The sequence below is a fragment of the Achromobacter ruhlandii genome, assembly GCF_902859695.1.
GTDB lineage: Bacteria > Pseudomonadota > Gammaproteobacteria > Burkholderiales > Burkholderiaceae_B > Achromobacter > Achromobacter ruhlandii.
In genome coordinates, this window is record NZ_CADIJL010000014.1 from 86,742 (window position 1) to 104,907 (window position 18,166).

Genomic DNA, 18,166 nt, shown 5'->3' on the forward strand with positions numbered 1-18,166 from the left:
GGCCATGCCGGATCAGGGCAGCGGAAAGCGCGCGGCCCAGCGCGCCGTCGCCTCGCGCAGGAAGGCCGCCGGGTCCGGCGCGTCCAGCGGCGCGAAGCCCAGCGCGCGCCAGGCGCCTTGCAGCGACGCCAGCGGCGCGCTCGTGTCGATGGCCGGGGCGCCGTTCTGCTTGGACAGCTTCAGGCCGCTGGCAGGGTCCAGGATCAGCGGAACGTGCAGATAGCGCACCGGCGGCAGGCCTAGCAGCCGGCCCAGCACGCGTTGGCGCGCCGTGGAGCTGAGCAGGTCGGCGCCGCGCACCACGTCGGTCACGCCCTGCGCGCCGTCGTCCACCACCACCGCCAGTTGATAGGCCCACAGGCCATCCGCGCGCTTCACGGCGATGTCGCCCACCGCCCGCGCCACGTCCTGCTCCTGCGGCCCCAGCCAGCGGTCCTCGAAACGCTCCACCCCTTCCGGCATGATCACGCGCCAGGCGCGCGCCTCGCGTCCCGGCGCCAGGCCGTGGCGGCAGGTGCCGGGGTATGGGCGTTCACCGTCCGCGCCCGGCGCCGCCTGGCCACGCAGCGCCGAATCGGCGATCTCGCGGCGGGTGCAGCCGCAGCCATAGACCAGCCCGCGCGCGGCCAGCGCGTCGAAGGCCGCCTGATAGGCGTCGCCGCGTTGCGATTGCCAGACGATGTCGCCATCCCAGCGCAGGCCCAGGGCCTCCAATTGGCCCATGATGATCTCGGCCGCGCCGGGCACCGTGCGCGGCGTGTCCACGTCCTCGATGCGCAGCAGCCAACGGCCGTGGTGGGCGCGCGCATCCAGCCAGCTGGCCAGCGCGGCCACCAGCGAGCCCGCGTGCAACGGGCCGCTGGGGCTGGGGGCGAAGCGGCCGGTGTAGGTCACGGGATGGCGAAGCGGAGCAAGGGGGTTGCGGCGTGGCGACGCCGCGCGCAGCAAGCGCGCGCGTCGCGGGGATACGAACGCCGGCCGGCGCCGTCAGTGCAGCAAGCGCGTGCCGTCTTCGTCCAGCAGCTCTTCCAGGACCAGGTTGTCGATCTCGGCTTCCTGGCTCCAGAGAACCATGAGGGCGATGATCTTGATCTTGGAGAGCGGCACGGGCGATTCCGGCGCCGCCAGACCCCGGTCGATGACGATCTCGCGCAAGGGCGCGGGCAGCACGCCGGCCGATTCCAGGAAGGCGATGAAGCCAATGGATTCGGAGCCGAGCTGCTGGTATTCGTTATCGGTGTAGATCCGGGTACCGGTGGCGGGGGCTTGGGCGAGATCGACGCAGCGTTCGGTGGTTTCGGCCAGGCCGTAGAGCCAGCCGAGCGCGTCATCGATGTCCTCGTGCTCGAACCCGGCGGCGGCCAGCCGTTTGGCCAGCACGTCAGCGGCGGGACAGGCTTGCGGCGTGTAGTAATTCTCGTACAGGTAAACCAGGATATCGAACATATGGCGCAGTCTTGTGCCTGTTTGCACAGTCGGCCCGCATATCGGCAGACCAGCAAACATGAATTTTACTTTACGCTGATTTATTTGCCCGGGCAACCGCCGGAAAGACTGGGAACGGGGGGCGTAGTGGCCTTGCGACAGTCATGAAAACCGCGCGGAAAGGCTGACAGAATAAGGGGTTGCGCGATGCGTCCGGGGCGGACTTCCGGGGTCCGCCCCTCTTTAATACCCCTACGCCTCAGACGGTTTTCGGCGCCGTTTCCAGTTTCAGCTGCGCCAGCTGGCGGATGAACACCGGAATGCAGATGGCCAGTCCGATCAGCCCGCTGGTCAGCCCCGGCAGGATGGTCAGCAGCGCGCCCAGCGTGCACAGCCAGCGTTCCCAGCTTTTCATGCCCACCAGCATGTAGCGCGAGAACGCCGCCGACAGCAGCACCAGCCCCACCATGCAGCCGAACAGCGTCACGAAGAAGTCGTACCACGTGAAGCCCTGCACCGAGATCAGCAGCGACGGCGAGAACACGAACACGAACGGCACGATCAGCTTGGTGATGCCCAGCCGGAACGCCGTGTTGCCGGTCTTGAAGGGATCGCTGCCCGCCATGCCCGCCGCCGCGTAGGCCGCCAGCGCCACCGGCGGCGTGATGTCGGCCAGGATGCCGAAATAGAACACGAAGAAGTGCGCCGCGATCGGCTGCACCCCCAGCTGCACCAGCGTCGGCGCGGCCACCGCCACCATGATCAGGTAGTTGGCGGTGGTGGGAATGCCGCAACCCATCAGGATGCAGACGATGCCCGTCATGATCAGCGCCGCGACCAGCGTCAGCGACTGGGCGTTGGCGATGGTCTCGGGAATGATCGCGCCCGCCACGCCGGCGATCGATTGCGCCGCCGAGATCACGATGTACGAGATCTTGAAGCCCACGCCCGTCAGCGTCACCACGCCGATCACGATGCCCACGGTGCCGGCCGCCGCGCCCACCGCCAGCGCGTACTTGGCGCCGGTCTCGAAGGCTTCGTACAGATCGCGCCAGTGCAGCCGCTGGAACGGATTGAGCAGGCCCACGATGATGCAGCCCGTGATGCCGGCAAACGCCGCCAGGTACGGCGTGCGGCCGCTGGCCAGCACGCCGATCAGCAGAATCAGCGGAATCAGCGTCGGCCAGCGCATCTTGAACGACTGCTTCAGCTTGGGCATTTCCTCGGCCGTCAGCCCGCGCAGGCCCTCGCGCTTGGCCTCGAAGTGCACCTGCATGAACATGCCGAAGAAATACAGAAAGGCCGGGAAGATGCCCGCAATCGCGATCTGCTGGTACGGAATGCCCAGGAACTCGATCATCAGGAACGCCGCCGCGCCCATGATCGGCGGCGTGATCTGTCCGCCCGTGCTGCTGGCCGCCTCCACCCCCGCCGCGAAGTGGCGCGGATAGCCGATGCGGATCATCGCCGGAATGGTCAGCGAGCCTACCGTCACGGCGTTGGCCACCGACGACCCCGACAGCATGCCGAACATGGCCGACCCGAACACCGACACCTTGGCCGGGCCGCCCGCATAGCGTCCGGCGATGGTGGACGCCACGTCCAGGAACAGCTGGCCCAGGCCGATGCGCGTGGCCAGCACGCCGAACAGCACGAAGTGGAACACGTAGGTGGCCACCACGCCCACCGCCACGCCGTACACGCCCTGGCTGGTCAGGTACATGTGGTTGACGATCTGCGACCACGTATTGCCCGCGTGCTGCAGCAGCCCGGGGAAATACGGCCCGAAGGCGGCGTAGGCCATGAACACCAGCGCGATGATCGGCAGCGGCCAGCCCATGGCGCGGCGCGTGGCCTCCAGCAACCCGATCAACAGAATCGAGCCCATCAGCACGTCGATCGGCAGCGGGTTGCCGACGCGGAACGCCAGGTCCTCGAAAATGTAGGGGATGTACAGCACCGACAGCGCCAGCGCGATGGCGATGATCCAGTCATACAGCGGCACGCCGCCCGGCGCGTACCAGGTGGACTTCGGCTCGCGCTGGTAGTGCGCCTTGGAAAAGCCGAACACCAGGAAGATCAGGCTCAGCACGAAGGCCAGGTGCACGCCGCGATGCGTGGCTTCGCGCAGCAGGCCGAAGCCGGCGGTGTAGTAGTGGAACAGCGACAGCGCCACCAGCAGGCCCGAGACGATCCAGGTGGCGCTCTTGTGCAGCGGCCGGAAGCGGATCTCGGAATCGTACTTTTCCGCCAGCTGCTGTGTTTTCTCGTGGTCTATTTCCATAGCCGTGTTTCTCAGGTGAATCGCGAACAGGGCCGCCCGAGGCGGCCCTGTGCAAGCGCGGCGCCGGCGGCCGCGCGCTTCCCGATGGGAATGGATCGGCGCTTACTTCAGCAGGCCGATTTCCTTGTAGAACTTCTCGGCGCCCGGGTGGAACGGGATGCCGGCGCCCTTGACCGCGTTATCGCGGGTGATGAGCTTGCCCTTGGCGTGGCCGTTGTCCAGGGTCTTGCGGGTGGCGTCGCTGTACAGCGCCTTGGTGACGTCATACACCACCTGCTCGGACAGCTTGGCCGACGTCACCATCTGCGCGTTGACCGAGATGGTCTTGACCTCGGGCAGATTCTGGTAGGTGTTGGCGGCGATGGTGTCCGGCGTGAAGAATTCCTGCTTGGCGCGCAATGCGTCGATTTCCGGGCCGACCAGCGACACCAGTTCGATGTTGCCGGAAGACGCCAGTTCGGCGATGGCGCCAGCCGGCGCGCCGCCCACGAAGAAGAACGCATCCAGGCCGCCATCCTTGAGCTTGTCGCCGGCCTGGTTGGGCTTGAGGTACTCGGCCTTGACGTCCTTGTCGGTCATGCCATAGGCGCCCAGGATCAGGCGCACGTCCACCAGCGTGCCGGAGCCCGGCTCGTCCATCGACACGCGCTTGCCCTTCAGGTCGGCCACGCTCTTGATGCCCGCGCCCTTGCGCGTCACCAGGTGGATGCTCTCCGGATACAGCGTGGCGATCAGGCGCAGGTCCTGCGCCTTGGGCTTGCCTTCGAAGGTGCCGGTGCCGCTGTAGGCCCAGAAGGCCACGTCCGACTGCGTGAAGCCGGCTTCGAACGAACCGCCCATGATGCCGTTGATGTTGGCCACCGAACCGTTGGAGGCGACCGCGGTGGCGATCAGCTTGCCGGGTTGGGACACGGCGTTGGCGATGATGCCGCCGATGGGGTAGTAGGTGCCGGCGGTGCCGCCGGTGCCGATACGGAAGAACTGCTGGGCTTGCGCGGCCCCGGTCGCGCCGACAGCGGCGGCGGCCATGGCCAGGGTGGCGATCCAATTCCTGAGTTTCATGCGAGCTTCTCCGTTATGAGTGGAAGTAACCTATTGTTGTGTTGAAATTCTGGCACGCCACCCGCCCTGCGCCAATGGCCTGGAAGCTATCGTTTACCAGGGGTTGCCGCAGTGCGGAAACGTCAACGGTCCGGCGTGGGCCATCGCGCGCGGCGGCGGTTCACGGTTACGCCGCAGGTTTGATCACGGAGCTATTCGATGTCCCAAGAAGTCATACGCGGCATTGTGCTGCCCCCGCCCGCCCAGGCCGGCGATCCCCTAGCCAGCGTCGACACGCCCAGCCTGGTGCTGGATCTGGCCGCGTTCGAGGCCAACCTGCGCGCCATGCAGGCCTGGGCCGACCGCCACGAGGTCGCGCTGCGGCCCCACGCCAAGGCCCACAAATGCCCCGAGGTCGCGCGCCGCCAGCTGGCGCTGGGCGCGCGCGGCATCTGTTGCCAGAAGGTCAGCGAGGCCGTGCCCTTCGTGGCCGCCGGCATCACCGACATCCACATCAGCAACGAAGTGGTCGGCCCGGCCAAGCTGCGCCTCTTGGCCCAGCTGGCGCGCGCCGCCAAGCTCAGCGTCTGCGTCGACAACGCCGCCAACCTGGCGCGGATCTCGCAGGCCATGGCCGCGGCCGGCGCCGAGATCGACGTGCTGGTGGAAGTGGACGTGGGCCAGGGCCGCTGCGGCGTGTCCGACGACGCCACCGTGCTGGCGCTGGCGCAGCAGGCGCGCGACCTGCCGGGCGTGACCTTCGTCGGCCTGCAGGCCTACCACGGCTCGGTGCAGCACTTGCGCACCCGCGAAGAACGCGCCGCGGTCTGCCGCCAGGCCGCGCGCATCGCCGCGTCGTATCAACTGCTGCTGCGCGAGAGCGGCATCGCCTGCGACATCATCACCGGGGGCGGCACCGGCAGCGTCGAGTTCGACGCCGCCAGCGGCGTCTACACCGAACTGCAGGCCGGCTCCTACGCCTTCATGGACGGCGACTACGGCGCCAACGAATGGGACGGCGCGCTCGCCTTCCAGAACAGCCTGTTCGTGCTGTCCACCGTGATGAGCACGCCGGCGCCCGACCGCGTCATCCTCGACGCCGGCCTGAAGTCCACCACCGCCGAATGCGGCCCGCCCGCGATCCACGGCGCCCAGGGCCTGCAATACGCCGCCATCAACGACGAACACGGCGTGGTGCGCGTCGCATCCGGCGCGCAGCCGCCCGCGCTGGGCGACACGCTGCTGCTGGTGCCCTCGCACGTCGATCCCACCTTCAACCTGCACGACGGGCTGGTGGTGTATCGCGACGGCATCGTGCAGGACATCTGGGAGATCTCGGCGCGCGGGTTCTCGCGCTGATGGCGGGGGCGGGCCGTCGGCAACGGCCCGCGCCTAGCGCGCCAGGTCCGTCATCCCCAGGAACTGCCGCAGCTCCGGCGTGGCCGGCGCGGTGAACAATTCCTCCGGCGGCCCGATCTCGTGCACGCGGCCCTGGTGCATGAACACAACCCGGTCGCACACCTCGCGCGCAAAGCGCATCTCGTGCGTCACCATCAGCAGCGTCATGCCGTCGGCGGCCAGCTCGCGCACCACCGCCAGCACCTCGTTGACCAGCTCCGGGTCCAGCGCCGACGTGATCTCGTCGCACAGCAGCGCCAGCGGCTGCATCGCCAACGCGCGCGCGATCGCCACGCGCTGCTGCTGCCCGCCCGACAATTCCTCGGGCCACGCATCGAACTTGTGTGCCAGCCCCACCCGCGTCAGCATCGCCCGCGCCAGGTCGGCGGCCTGGTCCTGCGGCATGCGCTTGGCCACCATCGGCGACAGCATCACGTTGCGCCCCACCGTCAGGTGCGGGAACAGGTTGAACTGCTGGAAGATCATACCCACCTTCAGCCGCAGCGCGCGCAACCGCAACTCGTCGTCGCCCAGTTGCGCGTCCGCCACCATGATGGCGCCGCTGTCGATCTGCTCCAGCCCGTTCACGCAGCGCAGCAGCGTGCTCTTGCCGGAACCGCTTTTGCCGATGATGGCGATGACCTCGCCTGGCTCGACGCGCAACGTCACCCCTTTCAGGACTTCGTTGTCGCCGAACTTCTTGCGGACGTCTTCAAGGGCGATGAGGGGCATGCAACTTCCTTTCCAGCAGCAGGCTGAGGCGCGACAGGGGCCAGCACAGCGCGAAATAGATCAGCGCGGCGCAGGCATAGACAGTGAAGGGGCTGAAGGTGGCGTTGGTGATCACCGTGCTGGCCTTGGACAGCTCGGTGAAACCAATGATGGAGGTGAGCGCCGTGCTCTTGACGATCTGCACCGCGAAGCCGACGGTCGGCGCCACCGCGATGCGCAGCGCCTGCGGCAGCACCACGTAGCGCATCTGCTGCACATAGCCCAGCGCCAGGCTGGCCGAGGCTTCCCACTGGCCTTTCGGAATCGCTTCCACGCAGCCGCGCCAGATCTCGGCCAGGAACGCGCCCGACCACAGCGTCAGCGCCGCGCCCGCGGCCAGCCACGGCGGAACCTCGACCCCGGCCAGCGACAAGCCGAAGAACGCCAGGAACAACTGCATCAGCAGCGGCGTGCCCTGGAACAGTTCGATATACGCCCAGCTCACGCGCCGCAGCAGCGCCACGCGCGAGGTCCGCATCATCAGCGCCAGCATGCCCATCAGCGCGCCGCCGGCAAACGCCACCAGCGACAGCACGATGGTCCAGCGCGCCGCCAGCAGCAGGTTGCGGACAATGTCCCAGGTGGTGAACTCGATCATCGCGCCGCCTTGCGGAACAACCGCCTGCCCGTCATGCGCAGAAACTGGCGCAACAACACCGCCAGCACCAGATAGATGCCGGTGGTCACGAAATACACCTCGAACGCGCGGAAATTGCGCGACTGGATGAAGTTGGCCGCGAACGTCAGGTCCTCGGCCGCGATCTGCGAGCACACCGCCGACCCCAGCATCACGATCACGATCTGCGACGACAGCGCCGGCCAGATGCGCGCCAATGCGGGTTTCAGCACCACATGGCGGAACACCTGCAAGCGCGTCATCGCCAGGCTGGCGCCGGCCTCGTACTGGCCCTTGGGCGTGGCGTCGATGCCGGCGCGGATGATCTCGGCGCTGTAGGCGCCCAGGTTCAGCGCCATCGCCAGGCAGGCCGCCTGCATCTCGCTGAACTGCACGCCCAGCGACGGCAGCCCGAAGAACACGAAAAACAACTGGATCAGGAACGGCGTGTTGCGCACCACCTCCACATAGGCGGTGACCGGCGCGCGCAGCCAGCGCGGCCCCTGCGTGCGGGCCCAGGCGCAGGCGATGCCCAGCGCCACGCCCGCCACCGCGCCAAACGCGATCAGCTCGACCGTCACGCCAATGCCCTTGATGAGCACCGGCGTGTAGTCGAACACGGAAGCGAAGTCGAATTGATAAGCCATGAACAGCGCTCCGGCGCGCGCGCCTGCCTTACAGATCCTTGGGCAGATCGGCGCCCAGCCACTTCTTGGAGATCGCCGTCAGCGAGCCGTCGCGCTTGGCATTGGCCAGGATCTCGTTGACCTTGGCGCGCAGCTTCGGCTCGTCCTTGTTCAGGCCGATGTAGCAGGGCGAATCCTTGATCAGGAACTTGGTCTCGGGCTTCTTCGGCGGGTTGCGCGCCAGGATCGCGGCCGCCACCACGTTGCCCGTGGCGATCAGCGGCACCTGGCCCGACAGGAAGGCGGTGATGGTGCCGTTGTTGTCTTCATAGCGCTTGAGCGTGGCCGTGGGCGGCGCGATCTTGGTCAGCTCGATGTCCTCGACCGCGCCGCGCGTCACGCCGATGGTCTTGCCCGCCAGGTCGGCGGCCGACGCCACCTTCACATCGGCCGGCCCGAACACGCCATTGAAGAACGGCGCATACGCGTCGGAGAAATCGATCGCCTTCTCGCGCTCCGGATTCTTGCCCAGGCTGGAGATCACCAGATCCACCTTGCGGGTCTGCAGGTACGGCACGCGGTTGGCGCTGGTCACCGGCACCAGCTCCAGCTTCACGCCCAGCTGCTTGGCGATCAGCGCGGCCGTGTCGATGTCGTAGCCCAGCGGCTTCATGTCGGCGCCGACCGAGCCGAACGGCGGGAAGTCCTGCGGCACGGCGACCTTGAGGGTGCCGCGCTTGACGATATCGTCCAGGGTGTCGGCATGCGTGAGCGGCGCGGCCAGCAGCGTGGCGGCGGTGCAGAGGGACAGCAACAGGGTTCTACGGTTCATGAGGAACTCTCCAGGGCGCGCCGCCCCGGGAGCGGGGTCGAGCGTTGCACACCAATTCGGTATACAAAACTGGAAAAGCAAGTTCCGTGCCATTTTGCGGCGCCGTGGCGCGCGCCTATTGCTCCTTGCCCATCGCACCAGGGTGGTGCATCATGCGCCGTTGCGGCGCATGCGTGGCACCGGATCGGCACCACGGCGAGCGCCGGGGCGGGAATAGCCCCGCCACCGGCTCCTGCGGGACAGTCGTCAGTCCACCTGCGCGCCCGACTGCTTGACCGCCTTGCCCCACTTGTCGACCTCGCCGGCGATGAACGCGCCGGTGGCTTCGGGCTTCATCGGCATCGGCTCCGCGCCGCGGTCGCGGAAGAACTTCTGCATCTCGGGCGTGCCCAGCACGTGGCCGATCTGCTGGCTCAGGTAGTTGGTAATGGCCGGCGGCGTATCACGGGGCGCCAGCACCGCCGCCCAGCCGATCGCCTCGAAACCCGGATAACCGCTCTCGGCCACCGTCGGCACGTCCGGCAGTTGCGGCAGGCGCTTGGCCGTCGTCACCGCCAGCGCCACCGCCTTCTTGCTCTGCACGTGCGGCAGCCCCGCCGTCACCGAATCCACCATCAGCGGCACCTGGTGCCCCAGGAAATCCGCCTGCGCCGGGCCGCTGCCCTTGTACGGAATATGGCGGATGTCGATATTGGCCGCCGCCTTGAACATCTCGGCCGACAGATGCTGCGTGCCGCCAATGCCCGCGCTGGCATACGCCAGCTCGCCCGGATTGGCGCGCGCCTGCTTGACCAGCTGCTGCAGCGACGTGATGCCCGAAGCCGGCGTCGCCAGGAACATCAGCGGCACCGAGAACACCCCCGACACCGGCGCGAAATCCTTGGTCAGGCTGTAGTTGATGGTCTTGTACAGCGTCTGGTTCACCGCCGCGGCCGAGCCCGCGATCACCAGCGTGTAACCGTCCGGCGTCGCGCGCGCGGCCTGTTCCATGCCGATATTGCTGCCAGCGCCGGCGCGGTTCTCCACCACGATCGGCTGCTTGACCGCCGTGCCCAGCTTCTCGGCCAGCGCGCGGGCGAAGATATCGGTGGCCTGCCCCGGCGGGAACGGCACGATCAGGCGGATGGGACGGTCGGGATACTCGGCATGCGCGGCCGTCGCGGCCGCCGCCAGCACCAGGCCGGCGGCAAGACTGGAAAGAATTCGTGTCATGATCGGTCAGTAAAAAGCGACAAAGCGCGGCGTCCGGCGCCGGCCCTGTTGCATAAAATAGAGAGCCCCGCGCAAGCGGCCCTTTTGGGGCGGCCGTGGGGCGGATCGGCTGGGGGTGCGTCACGATAGCATTCCCCCGCCGGTGCTAAATTCGGCATTTAGCGTTTCCCCTTCTTTTTCAACCCCTGTTCTCTCCTTTCAGCAGGAACCGCCATGGAATTCAGCCAGTACAACGTCAACGCCCTCATGGAGATCACCTCCCGTCCGGACCTCGTGTTCGTGCGCGGCCAGGGGTCCTGGCTGGAGGATCACGCGGGCAAGCGATACCTGGACTTCGTCCAGGGCTGGGCCGTCAACACCCTGGGCCACAGCGCCCCGGAAATGCAGAAGGCCCTGCTGGACCAGTCCAAGCTGCTGATGAACCCGTCGCCGGCGTTCTACAACCTGCCCTCCATCGAACTGGCCACCCGCCTGACCGGCGCCTCGGTCTTCGACCGCGTCTTCTTCGCCAACAGCGGCGGCGAAGCCAACGAAGGCGCCATCAAGCTGGCGCGCAAATGGGGCCAGGTCAACAAGAAAGGCGCCTACAAGATCATCACCATGAACCACGGCTTCCACGGCCGCACCCTGGCCACGATGTCGGCGTCGGGCAAGCCGGGCTGGGACAAGATGTTCGCGCCGCAGGTGGAAGGTTTCCCGAAGGCCGAGATCAATGATCTGGAATCGGTGCGTAAGCTGATCGACGACCAGACCGTCGCCATCATGCTCGAACCCGTCCAGGGCGAAGCCGGCGTCATCCCGGCGACGAAGGAATTCATGCAGGGCCTGCGCAAGCTGGCGGATGAGCACAAGCTGCTGTTTATTGTTGATGAAGTGCAGACGGGGATGGGGCGTACGGGGACGTTGTTCGCTTACCAACAATCCGATGTGGTGCCGGACATCATGACGCTGGCGAAGGGGATTGGTGGTGGGGTGCCGCTGGCTGCTTTGTTGGCCCGTCAGGAAGTTTGCGTGTTCTCGCATGGGGACCAGGGTGGCACGTATAACGGGAATCCGTTGATGGCGGCAGTGGGGGTGGCGGTGTTTGACGCCCTGGCTGCGCCGGGCTTCATGGAATCGGTGAATGCGCGTGCCAAGCAACTGTCCGAAGGGCTGCTGGCTTTGTCGGCCAAGTATGGGATGAAGGGCGAGCGCGGGATGGGCCTGCTGCGCGCACTGATCATGGATCGCGATGACGGCCCCGCCATCGTCGAAGCTGCGCGGAATTTGACGCCGAATGGGCTGCTGCTGAATGCGCCGCGGGGGAATTTGCTGCGGTTTATGCCGGCGTTGAATGTGACGGTTGAGGAAATCGATACGATGCTTACGCAGTTGGATGGGTTGATTGCGCAGGTGCGTAAGGCCTGATCTACTTTACCTGGCAATAATCAAAGGGTCGCTTGCGACCCTTTTGTTTGCGCGATCGTGTACTTTGGATTTTCAGTGTCAATTACGCTCACTGGTTCAAGTGCTTTTTGGTGAGCACGTCCAGTAGAGTTCCGCCTGGCGAGAGACTGATAGATGCATGGCGATGAGCTAGCGCGACGGGAACAACTGAGTTTTCATAAAGATCGAACTCTAGGTGGCGGATCAGCGAAAATGCCCGCGCAAGCCAGTGATCGTAGTTGGTAGGATCAGCCTTCATGCCAGAAAACTGCTTGCGATTGTGCTTGTTCGAAAATGGGTAGGCTAAGCAAACGTCAAAGATCCTGCCACTATCCGTCTTATATATGAAATCCTGCCCGTAATAGGTTTCGTGGCCGAAATTATCGGTCAACGGCGCGATGCCATTAATGAACTTCGCACGGTAATCGTCCGAGACGGGGCAAAAGGTGCCGTTTCTGAGGTGTGGTGAAAGAGCGCGGGCATGCTCCATGACCATGCCGTCTTTTTGAAGTCCCATAATCAAAGGGGACGGGAGATTCGCCGCAGTGCACCGTTCGAATAGTTTGTTATAGAACGCCTGAATTGAGGCATGGTATCGCGCAGGTTGACCAAACAGGGCGAGAGGTCCGTCCACCATAATCGCAGCGCCTGCAACGGTCGAAAGGCTGTTGTCTGCCATTACTTTCAGGAGCGTAGCCAGTTGGAGGTGTTCGACCGCGTTCATGAAGCGCGTGATCGCTGATGAGTTATCTCCTTGGTCAGATATTTGCTCGTGGATGCGAAGAGAATCTGTGACATAAACAACCGTGTGGCAACTCGTGCACTTTCTTTCGTCTTCCCCAGCCTTGAAAAAATGAGGGCCAGCCGCTCCGCATGACGGACACCGTTCAATAGCAATTTGCCCATCCTCTAGGTGATAGAGCATGTCTTTGACTGAGAAACCTCCTCTAGGGATTTGCGTTCGTTCGTCGGTGAGCTGCTCGTACACCGCTCGACGAAATCCGTCCTGTACTTGCATGCCCTTATATCTTACGTTCGAGCCAGGCAAAGTAAACGCGACAGCACGAGCTTTGTTGTGCAAGCTCGCCGCTGCGTACGGGTCAACAAATGGGATCCCTGGTTTTACTAGCCCGTTATAGTCCCCCATATCGAATGCCATAAAGCTCGTCTTCACGTAGCCGATCTGGGTTGAAGGAAACTTCTTGTCGATCGGTTCGGAATAGGTGCTTCCATCTGAGGCAATAACTAACTTAGGCAGCTCATTGCACATGGGTGCTCGTTGAAAATTACCTGCAATTTCTTTGGCGGCTTGTTCTCCTGGCTGTGTTAAATAAGCGCATTCCGCAAGAAATTTTCTGACGTCGTCATTTTTGACGATGTCTATATGACCTCGCTTACTCGCCTGTTGTCCTTCATAGGGCATACGTTCTCCGTGCTCAATCGGCAATAGAAGTAATTGCAGCGAGCTGTTCCTTCAACTCGGCGGGCGTGAAACGGTTGATCTGAACAGGAACGACGAATGGCGATGATAATGTCTTGATGCGAGCAAAGCCTACATCCTGTGCAGACTTTAATGAGGTGACAAAATCAGAAAAGTCGTAGAACTTAGCAAGCGCTTTTAATTCGTCATCATTGTTTAGATGCGTTACGAACCAATTCTCAGTATTCGCAAGGATATTCGGATGAATCGAGGATGGCTCTTGCGTTGCATAAACAAAGGCAATTTTCGCCTTTGCCCCTTCTTTGGCGATACGCGGCCATGTCGTCGTGAGCTCCTCCTTTTTACCGATGAGGTTGTGCGCCTCTTCAACGTAAATCACGATGTTCTGTAGATGTTGGCCCGAATTGTACGCCCGGAAGGATGTGTCGAAAATATGTTGCGCAATTCGCTTGGAGAGAACGGAACGAACTTCAACGGGTCCCACGGAAAGGTCGAGTATTACGATCTTCCCTGCCCATAAGTGATCAACGACTTCTTTCACGACGTCGCCCTGACGCCTGGATGAATGATACTCCTTGCAGCCGATCAGTGCTCTATAGCCGCGAATCGACGTGCCGGTGGCGTTTTCCCTCGCAAGCACATTTAGATAGGACTCCATCATCGGATCTACCCAAGGGTTTCCCGATGAGCTTGTAAAGCCCTTTTGGGGCTTGCTATCAGCCCTTTGTTGCTCACGTAGCTCATAATTCAAGCGACGGATGGTGATAAAGAAATCAACTGCGTCCTTATGCGAAAGAGCGCAATAGCCTTTGCCGACTGCTTTGAGACCTGAACACCCCGCCCCTTTTGCCGCTTCCAGAAGCTCATTGTTTGCAGGGAACCTAACCACAGAGTTAACTGGCACAGGAAAGCCGGCTGCATAGAGGATTGTTTGAAAGACTGCTACGCGCTGCTCCCAACGCTTGTGGTTCGAAAGATCAGTGGCATCGGGTTCTTCGAGTCCAGAATCAAGGAACTGTTGCAAATCGGTCTGGCCCCGGAAGGGGTCGTTGATCAACAGTTTTGAGATCAGATTTAGAGCTTCGGCTGGCTGTTCATAGAAGTTGGTCCGCAGGTCGAGGAACCCCGGTGTATCGATAGCCCGATAGCGAACGCATTGGCCCTCAAAGACCTCAGCAATGGAGCTTCCATCGTCTTGTTGGTTTGCATTGGAATATTCGCCGTTGAGATCAAAAATAATCTGACCAATACTGACTCCGTCCCGCTTTCCGGCGATAGCCACCGAAGCGACCGTAGTCTTGACGGTGTTCGACTTCCCTGTACGCGTCATACCTAATACGGCGGTACGTCTTGCCAAAAAGTCCGAGGGCTGAATAAGGAACGGTACTTTGGGCTCGACGCTACTTCTATGTAGCCTTGAGGTTGACGTGTAGCGTACGGTTCCGATGGAAATTGAGCTTGGCGCCGATTTGAAGCCGGCTGCCTTGGCGTCGGCTGCCATGCTCTTCAAGCGATCTGCGTTGACGTGATTGACGATCTTGTCGAGGGCATCGGCTCGAGGCTTGTAGACACGCAGGCGAGTCGACGCAAAGTAATTCTCGACATCGCTGCCTAACTTAATTTCACCGTCGTCGTCCAGAAAGAACGTGCCCAAGATGCGGCACTCTAGACCGCCATACTGCAGTTCGCTTTGGGTCATCGGATCGAACCCATCCGTCTCGCTCGAAGGATATCGTTCGTTGACTTCGCGGCGCTGGTTGTGTTCGATTCGTGTCTGTAACATCTCTCCATCAGATGGTAGACGGGCTGGACCAACGACTCGCAAAAGCACCAACTCATTATCAAAGTGGGGGGTGCCCGCCGGATTCTGTGGATTTATCGCAGTCGCTACCAAGAAGCTATTATGTGGAATACCAGCCACACGAGCCTTCCAATTGTCATTGGTTAGCACGGCTGCCTTTTGGAAATCGATTCCATATACATAACCAACATGGTTGGTGTCGAAATCACCTACAAGTGATATGAGCTTATTTGGAAGAACTGCGTTCTCGAAGACGTTGGACATGCTCTCTCCACTGATGCGCTTGATGTTTGCTATGTTCGAGATGCGGTGGCTGCCACCGAGAGGGGGAAGCGCAGAGCATTGGCTCCGCTGGCGCGTGATTTGCGAGGTTCTTTAATACTCAACCCTACGTGACCATTTTTGCCACTGGTCGCGGCCGGCAGTCGTTTCATGTTTGTGAAGACGAGTTCTCGGCCGATGAAAGCACAACCGCCTAAAGGATGTGTCGAGTATGTGTTGTCGATCACGCGCGCCTTGCTCGTCACCGTTGAGTAAAGATCACGGACTTCTTGAGCATCGTCATACGACAACAGCCAAGGTCGGTTTAGCTCGCTGAGGAAATTGCGCAGGTTCGCGTGCTCGTCCTCGTCGAAGGTGTAGCCATATAGCTGTTCGGCTTTATGATAATAAGGCGGGTCCAAATAGAACAGCGCGCCTTTGTTCGAGGAAAACTGCTCACAGAAATCGGCCCAATTTTGATTGCCTACCGTCACTTTGCCGCGTAATTCGGAAAGTGAACGTATCCGCTCGGATAGGCGTTGGCGATTGAAGCGTACTCCGATATTGATGCTCTTTTGGCCCCAACCCCCAAGTGGTCCGGACTTGTGAATGATTCCATTGAATGATGTCCGATTAAGGTAGAGGCACTTCAGAGCAGCATCGCGCTGAGTTTTTGGTTTGAGGGCCTTCTGTCTTTTCCATTCTTCTACAGAAAGGGGAATTTCCAGTACTTGATTCGCCAGCCATTCAGCGCCAATCTTAGAGAAGACGGTAGACCAAAGCTGTGAGATCAGAGGGTCCGCGTCGTTGATGGCAATCTCATCTACCAATCCATCTTCGAGCAAGGCAATAGAAACGCTCGCCCCGCCACAAAAGGGTTCGACGAAAAGACGAGGTTGCCCAACGTTGAGCGCAATGGCTTTCGCAATGAAATCGCGGAACCTCGCTTTACTACCAGGATATCGCAGGATGCTTCTTGTGTTAGTGGCCAAAAAATTCTCCACCCTCGCCTTTTGTTGAAACAGCTACACGAATTTTCGCGGGATGAGCCGATGCATTTCTCTACAACATGATTCGCCCGATACGTTACCAGATTGCGTACCGCTTTCGACGGATTAATGGCCTTCGAACTCGCGATTAGATCAAAGCCAGCATGGTCGAAAGAAAAATAAGACCGCCTCCCCTTACTGTATGCATGCCTTGCCCCCGCGGAGTGAAATCATGCGAAGCGCGACTTTTCCATTCCTTAGAGCTGCTCACCTTCATGAGATTTGCCGCGATGATGAGGATGTCTTCGCTCAGGTGCGACGGGTCTACGGCTTGTTGGGAAATTATCGTGAAGTACACTAGATAATATTTATGAATGTGGTTCGGGGGGGCAGGCCATATTCTAATATAGGTTGAATTCTAATCCAATCTCTTTCAATGTGTCGTTAAGCTCGGAGTGTGTCGTGAGGAAATTAGCATAAGGACCCGTTGTAAATTGGGCTGCGATTAAAATTAGTCGAAGCTGCGAAAAGTCGGTGAAATTAACGAGGGTTTGGAAATGGCTTTTTCGATCGGTCAAAGAAAATCCTTCGGTATCGCTTAGCCTGTCAGTTACCAGCTTTACGGCGAGATAGAAAGACCGAAGCGTTCCCCAAACGCAATCCTTGTAGTCCACTTCTTCTAAATATTCTGCTATATCTTCATTGGGCGCACCTCCTTCTCGTAAGGCCTCTATTTTTTCTTCAAGTTGCAAGATTGCTTCAGTGCCGTATATTTTATGGCTATCTTCATTTGCATTAGACCTTATGGATAGATTGCTGATTTGCGATTTTTGAGCGTCTATTACGTTGAAGAAGAGAAGGTTAAAAGAGCGAAATTTCTCATATTGTTTGGTGTTTCTAATTTCTGTTCTAAGGTCTTGGTTTGCCTGGTTTTGAAGATTTAAAGATTGAATAAGACATAATAGTGCGATGAAGCTTAAGAGGGGGTTTAGCATACCTCCAAAATAATCTCCGAACTGACCCCATTTGTCGGTTTCAGAGGATATGCTATATCCTAGCTTAATATAAAAGTGGTAGGCGTAAGCGCCTGTGGTAAGAAGTACAGCTCCTGATGCGGTTGCAATTAAGATCTTATATCTCACTCTTGGTATCCTTCTATGAGATACTTAATTACGGGTCCATCGATGAGATTTATTGGTCTAACTAAGATGTTCAAGTAAACCCAATCCTTGTCTTCTAATCCGTTGTTGTAATCGAGATTGTTTGAAAAGGCTTTCTTTGCTTTGAAACTTACCGCTTTGTAGCCGGAAGCAAAACTAAAAGGCAAAGTGTGGTTAGCACCTTCCTCTTGCAGTCGGCCATTCCCCGTATGTATGTTGAGACGCGTAATCATTGCCGATAGGACGAATTTTTGCTTTCCTTCGACTGCTTTGAAGAACTTAGCGGTATTCTGGTCGAAGCGCGCAAGCATCGTCTGGTCATCTCGATTGCGTCTGAAGCGGAGTTTTACGTCGTAATCAAACTTTATCGGGACTTCGTGAATGTTCTTTACCGACGATTTTCGTAGTTGATTTGTTAGAGCCTCAGAAACTTCACCAAGCCCTTCAACAATTTTTTGAGCTTTCGGACTTAGATCTTTAGAATCAACGTTCATCGCTTCATTCAAGTAAAAAGCAATGAGTTCGGAGAAGGTCTCCCGGCCAATTCGATTGAATGAGGACTGCAAGTCACCATCGTGAATTTCAAGCTGGAAAACGTGTCCGTACGATCCCTTGAAGCTCTGTTTTAGTAAAGTTCGAACCTTGCTTTTATGGTTTAAGCGTTCCGGGACCTGCTTGGTCAGTATGGACTCTGAAATATAGCGGATTGCATCGGATGACCCTTGCAAGGTGTCCAATCCGGTTTTCATGTCGACTTCATGCTGAGGAGTTTCAATCACCACGTCTAAGTTGTACGCCACGACTCTTTGCTCCAAGTTGGCCCATTAGTAAACGAAAGTTTCTTTTTACTACGAAAAATCTTTTTCCGAAAGAGCGCTATTTTT

16 protein-coding genes are annotated in these 18,166 nt (G+C 60.2%); 2 read left to right on the forward strand and 14 right to left on the reverse strand.

Annotation, left to right across the window (positions count from 1 at the left end):
* Positions 1-12: 12 nt before the first annotated feature.
* The 4 genes from gluQRS to HV742_RS18095 form a co-directional block, all read right to left on the reverse strand.
* On the reverse strand, positions 13-894 hold the full coding sequence (gene gluQRS, locus HV742_RS18080) for a tRNA glutamyl-Q(34) synthetase GluQRS (RefSeq protein WP_175146049.1): 882 nt from the start codon (positions 892-894) through the stop codon (positions 13-15).
* A gap of 93 nt (positions 895-987) precedes the next feature.
* Positions 988-1,446: a Smg family protein gene (locus tag HV742_RS18085; RefSeq protein ID WP_049070415.1), complete on the reverse strand. Its 459-nt coding sequence runs from the start codon at positions 1,444-1,446 to the stop codon at positions 988-990.
* Between the two features lie 238 nt (positions 1,447-1,684).
* Positions 1,685-3,709, reverse strand: a complete 2,025-nt coding sequence (locus HV742_RS18090) for a TRAP transporter permease (RefSeq protein ID WP_049070417.1) — start codon at positions 3,707-3,709, stop codon at positions 1,685-1,687.
* Between the two features lie 102 nt (positions 3,710-3,811).
* Positions 3,812-4,771, reverse strand: coding sequence for a TAXI family TRAP transporter solute-binding subunit (locus HV742_RS18095; RefSeq protein WP_006389462.1), 960 nt, complete (start codon positions 4,769-4,771; stop codon positions 3,812-3,814).
* Between the two features lie 198 nt (positions 4,772-4,969).
* Between HV742_RS18095 and HV742_RS18100 the strand changes: the two genes are divergently transcribed.
* Positions 4,970-6,109, forward strand: a complete 1,140-nt coding sequence (locus HV742_RS18100) for a DSD1 family PLP-dependent enzyme (RefSeq protein ID WP_175146050.1) — start codon at positions 4,970-4,972, stop codon at positions 6,107-6,109.
* A gap of 33 nt (positions 6,110-6,142) precedes the next feature.
* On the opposite strand, the gene HV742_RS18105 is transcribed toward HV742_RS18100, so the two are convergent.
* The 5 genes from HV742_RS18105 to HV742_RS18125 form a co-directional block, all read right to left on the reverse strand.
* The gene (locus HV742_RS18105; protein ID WP_063583206.1) at positions 6,143-6,880 is read right to left on the reverse strand and encodes an amino acid ABC transporter ATP-binding protein; all 738 of its coding nucleotides are present in this window, start codon (positions 6,878-6,880) and stop codon (positions 6,143-6,145) included.
* Positions 6,861-7,517 carry an amino acid ABC transporter permease gene (locus HV742_RS18110; RefSeq protein WP_054440052.1) on the reverse strand — a complete coding sequence of 219 codons (657 nt, stop codon included), beginning with the start codon at positions 7,515-7,517 and terminating at the stop codon, positions 6,861-6,863. Before HV742_RS18110 ends, HV742_RS18105 begins: the two co-directional genes overlap by 20 nt.
* A complete protein-coding gene (locus tag HV742_RS18115) occupies positions 7,514-8,182 on the reverse strand; it encodes an amino acid ABC transporter permease (RefSeq protein WP_173000197.1) in 669 nt (222 codons plus the stop codon). The genes HV742_RS18110 and HV742_RS18115 overlap by 4 nt, the downstream gene beginning before the upstream one ends.
* A gap of 28 nt (positions 8,183-8,210) precedes the next feature.
* Positions 8,211-8,993, reverse strand: a complete 783-nt coding sequence (locus tag HV742_RS18120) for a transporter substrate-binding domain-containing protein (RefSeq protein ID WP_054418795.1) — start codon at positions 8,991-8,993, stop codon at positions 8,211-8,213.
* Between the two features lie 246 nt (positions 8,994-9,239).
* Positions 9,240-10,205 carry a Bug family tripartite tricarboxylate transporter substrate binding protein gene (locus tag HV742_RS18125; protein WP_026384005.1) on the reverse strand — a complete coding sequence of 322 codons (966 nt, stop codon included), beginning with the start codon at positions 10,203-10,205 and terminating at the stop codon, positions 9,240-9,242.
* Between the two features lie 213 nt (positions 10,206-10,418).
* Between HV742_RS18125 and HV742_RS18130 the strand changes: the two genes are divergently transcribed.
* Positions 10,419-11,612 carry an acetylornithine transaminase gene (locus tag HV742_RS18130; protein WP_175146051.1) on the forward strand — a complete coding sequence of 398 codons (1,194 nt, stop codon included), beginning with the start codon at positions 10,419-10,421 and terminating at the stop codon, positions 11,610-11,612.
* An 88-nt stretch (positions 11,613-11,700) separates the two neighbouring features.
* Here HV742_RS18130 and HV742_RS18135 read toward each other — a convergent pair whose 3' ends face one another.
* From HV742_RS18135 to HV742_RS18155, 5 genes are all read right to left on the reverse strand, one after another.
* Positions 11,701-13,053, reverse strand: a complete 1,353-nt coding sequence (locus tag HV742_RS18135; protein WP_175146052.1) for a hypothetical protein — start codon at positions 13,051-13,053, stop codon at positions 11,701-11,703.
* A 13-nt stretch (positions 13,054-13,066) separates the two neighbouring features.
* Positions 13,067-15,136, reverse strand: coding sequence for an ATP-binding protein (locus HV742_RS18140; RefSeq protein ID WP_175146053.1), 2,070 nt, complete (start codon positions 15,134-15,136; stop codon positions 13,067-13,069).
* A 29-nt stretch (positions 15,137-15,165) separates the two neighbouring features.
* Complete coding sequence (locus HV742_RS18145; protein ID WP_175146054.1) at positions 15,166-16,125, reverse strand: DNA adenine methylase; 960 nt, start codon at positions 16,123-16,125, stop codon at positions 15,166-15,168.
* Between the two features lie 398 nt (positions 16,126-16,523).
* A complete protein-coding gene (locus tag HV742_RS18150) occupies positions 16,524-17,264 on the reverse strand; it encodes a hypothetical protein (protein WP_175146055.1) in 741 nt (246 codons plus the stop codon).
* Positions 17,261-18,082 carry a hypothetical protein gene (locus HV742_RS18155; protein WP_068951121.1) on the reverse strand — a complete coding sequence of 274 codons (822 nt, stop codon included), beginning with the start codon at positions 18,080-18,082 and terminating at the stop codon, positions 17,261-17,263. Before HV742_RS18155 ends, HV742_RS18150 begins: the two co-directional genes overlap by 4 nt.
* Between the last annotated feature and the right edge of the window lie 84 nt (positions 18,083-18,166).

Bases quoted from the DNA above. Each gene is read 5' to 3' on its own strand.
- HV742_RS18115 (WP_173000197.1), bottom strand. From the start codon at position 8,182: ATGGCTTATCAATTCGACTTCGCTTCCGTGTTCGACTACACGCCGGTG.
- HV742_RS18130 (WP_175146051.1), top strand. From the start codon at position 10,419: ATGGAATTCAGCCAGTACAACGTCAACGCCCTCATGGAGATCACCTCC.
- HV742_RS18100 (WP_175146050.1), top strand. From the start codon at position 4,970: ATGTCCCAAGAAGTCATACGCGGCATTGTGCTGCCCCCGCCCGCCCAG.
- HV742_RS18090 (WP_049070417.1), bottom strand. From the start codon at position 3,709: ATGGAAATAGACCACGAGAAAACACAGCAGCTGGCGGAAAAGTACGAT.
- HV742_RS18085 (WP_049070415.1), bottom strand. From the start codon at position 1,446: ATGTTCGATATCCTGGTTTACCTGTACGAGAATTACTACACGCCGCAA.
- HV742_RS18110 (WP_054440052.1), bottom strand. From the start codon at position 7,517: ATGATCGAGTTCACCACCTGGGACATTGTCCGCAACCTGCTGCTGGCG.
- HV742_RS18125 (WP_026384005.1), bottom strand. From the start codon at position 10,205: ATGACACGAATTCTTTCCAGTCTTGCCGCCGGCCTGGTGCTGGCGGCG.
- HV742_RS18120 (WP_054418795.1), bottom strand. From the start codon at position 8,993: ATGAACCGTAGAACCCTGTTGCTGTCCCTCTGCACCGCCGCCACGCTG.
- HV742_RS18140 (WP_175146053.1), bottom strand. From the start codon at position 15,136: ATGTCCAACGTCTTCGAGAACGCAGTTCTTCCAAATAAGCTCATATCA.
- HV742_RS18095 (WP_006389462.1), bottom strand. From the start codon at position 4,771: ATGAAACTCAGGAATTGGATCGCCACCCTGGCCATGGCCGCCGCCGCT.
- HV742_RS18105 (WP_063583206.1), bottom strand. From the start codon at position 6,880: ATGCCCCTCATCGCCCTTGAAGACGTCCGCAAGAAGTTCGGCGACAAC.
- HV742_RS18135 (WP_175146052.1), bottom strand. From the start codon at position 13,053: ATGCCCTATGAAGGACAACAGGCGAGTAAGCGAGGTCATATAGACATC.